The 2,523-nt window shown below is 63.9% G+C and carries 1 protein-coding gene and 1 pseudogene; both read right to left on the reverse strand.

Features of this window, described 5'->3' with window-relative positions; all coding sequences use genetic code 11:
- Window positions 1-1,692, reverse strand: a 1,692-nt coding sequence (gene egtB / locus VMR03_RS15345) for an ergothioneine biosynthesis protein EgtB (RefSeq protein WP_325406749.1), incomplete at its 3' end; no start/stop codon positions are given.
- 301 nt (window positions 1,693-1,993) lie between these two features.
- Window positions 1,994-2,523 (reverse strand): annotated as a pseudogene (locus VMR03_RS15350) (hypothetical protein); the annotation flags it as partial.

Genomic DNA, 2,523 nt, shown 5'->3' on the forward strand with positions numbered 1-2,523 from the left:
GACGGGCCGCACGTCGAGCCGCGGATAGGAGGCGCGCAGCGTATCCGCCGCCTTCTCCATATGCTCGTGGCTGATGTCGAGGGGCACATAGGCCGTGAGCCATTCGGCGCGATCGAGAAGCACGCGCGTCTTGACGCTGGAGCCGCTGCCGAATTCGACAAGGACGCCGTCGGGCTTTGCCATCGCGGCGATGTCGCGCGCGGCTTCCTCGAGCAGCGGCGCCTCGGCGGCGGGGACGTAATATTCCTGCAGGCGGCATATCTCGTCGAAGAGACGCGAGCCTTCCGCGTCGTAGAAATATTTGCTGGGTAACGTCTTGCGGCGTTCCGAGAGACCCTGGATCACGTCGCGGCGGAAACGCTCGCGTTCGGTGCGCGGCGTGAGCGCGATGGGCGCGGTCTGGCGGCCGGCATCTTCGGCGAGGCGAAGGCCGGAGAATTGCCAGCGTTGATGCGGGTAGAAGAAATTACGGTAGCTCGCGCGCGTATGTCCCGGCGCCGTGGCGACGGAGCCGCCGCGCAGCACCATCTGGTTCACCATGAACTTGCCATTATATTCGCCGACGGCGCCGGATGCAGGTTCGAAGCCGGGATAGGGCGCATAGGCGCTTTGCGTCCATTCCCACACACCGGTGAACATCTGCTGTAGTGTGTTTTTCTCGCGCGCCGCTGCTTCCCATTCGGCTTCGGTGGGCAGGCGCTTGCCGGCCCAGCGCGCATAGGCATCCGCTTCGTAGAAACTGATATGCGAAACCGGCGCGTCGGGATCAAGCGGGCGGAAACCGCCCAGCGTCATCGAAAACCACTGGCCATCAGATTGCTCCCAATAGAGCGGCGCCTGCCAGCGCTCCTGCTGCACATGGGTCCAGCCGTCCGAGAGCCAGAGCTCGGGACGCTCATAGCCGCGATCCGCCATGAAATCGAGCCATTCGCGATTGCTGACCGGACGCGTCGCGAGACGATAGGGCTTCAGCCAGACCTTGTGCGCCGGCGTCTCGTTGTCGAAGCAGAAATATCGCCCGTCATTCCCGATGGAGACGAAGCCGCCGGCGAAACTCTGATCTTCGCCGGAAGCGGGTGCCGATGCCGTCTCGGCGAACTGGTCCGGCGCATAGGCCGGGCGTTCCGGATTGAGCGAGAAGGCATGCAGGATGTCGGTGAGGATCAGCTCCTGATGCTGTTCCTCGTGATTGAGACCGAGCACGATGCGCGGGCCGATCTCGGCGAAACGTTCGGCATCGGCCGCTTCGATGACGAGCCTCACGCAATCGTCGACATGCGCGCGATAGGCCATTACGTCGGCGAGCGAAGGACGCGAGAGAAGACCGCGCTGCGCACGCGGAAATTGCGGGCCGACGCCGTTGTAATAGGAATTGAAGATCGTGCGGAAGGAGGGCGCGAAAGGCGCATAGCCGCGGACGAAGGGCTCCAGAACGAAAGTCTCGAAGAACCAGGTCGTATGGCCGAGATGCCATTTGGTCGGGCTCGTATCGGGCATGGACTGGAGCATCTGGTCCTCGGGCGACAAGGGCCCGGCCAGCGTCTCGCTCCGCTTGCGCACGTTCTGATACCGCGCGAGCAGGGCGTCGACTTCGGTGCGGAGGTCAAACGATGCGGTGGGAAACAAGCCGCGAGGCGCGACGGACGGGGCCGGGCTTCCGCCAGCGTTGATCTCCGATTGCGTATCGGCCACGGGCGACTCCACTTCGACGAGCTGACATGAGGGTTCGTGCCTAGAAAATGCGCGGCGAAGGCGATGGTTCCGTTGTGACAATCATGTCACGCGGGCGCAGCTTCGCGTCGCCGTGCCGGGAACGACGGGCGGCGGGGAGGCGTTCGACCGACAAGCCCATTGCTTCACGCCGAACAAAGGCGAGTGCCTTCGAGTAAACCGACAATGCGATACGTCATTCTCTGGATATCGACGATACCCGTCCCGCTTGTCCTTCTGGCCTGGCTGCTCTTCTTTGCGAATTGAGCATGCGGCACAGGGATCACGCGTCGCTGCGTCCCCGCCATAACACCGCGACCGGAAGCTGCGAGAGGATTTGCGCGATCGAGATACGGCCATCGTCGCGGAATGTTTCATCCGTCAGAAGATTGCGTATTTCATCCGCCCCCGACGGAAGCAGAAGCGTCCCGCCGCCCCAGGCGGAGGCGGGAATGAGCGGCATGTTGTCGTCCGCGAGGCGACGCAAGGAGAAGCGCGACGCGACGACGACGAGATGCTCGCGGGAGCGATCGCCGCGCGTGAAGGCGATGACGCTCTCGGCGGCCGCGCCTTCCAGCGCCAGCGGTTCGTAGGCGCCGTCGTCAAAGATGTCGCGATGCCGCTCGCGAAGGGAGAGCAGTCGGTGAATGAGCGCCTGCTTGATGCGCCCGTCCGGCCAGTCGCGAAGCAGCGGCGGCAGATCATGCGGAGCGGCAAGGGAGGCGATGCGACGCTGGTAGTCGACGGGCCGCCGGTTGTCGGGATCGACAAGACTGAAATCCCAGAACTCCGTTCCCTGATAGAGATCAGGCA

Source organism: Parvibaculum sp. (assembly GCF_035511255.1).
Lineage (GTDB): Bacteria > Pseudomonadota > Alphaproteobacteria > Parvibaculales > Parvibaculaceae > Parvibaculum.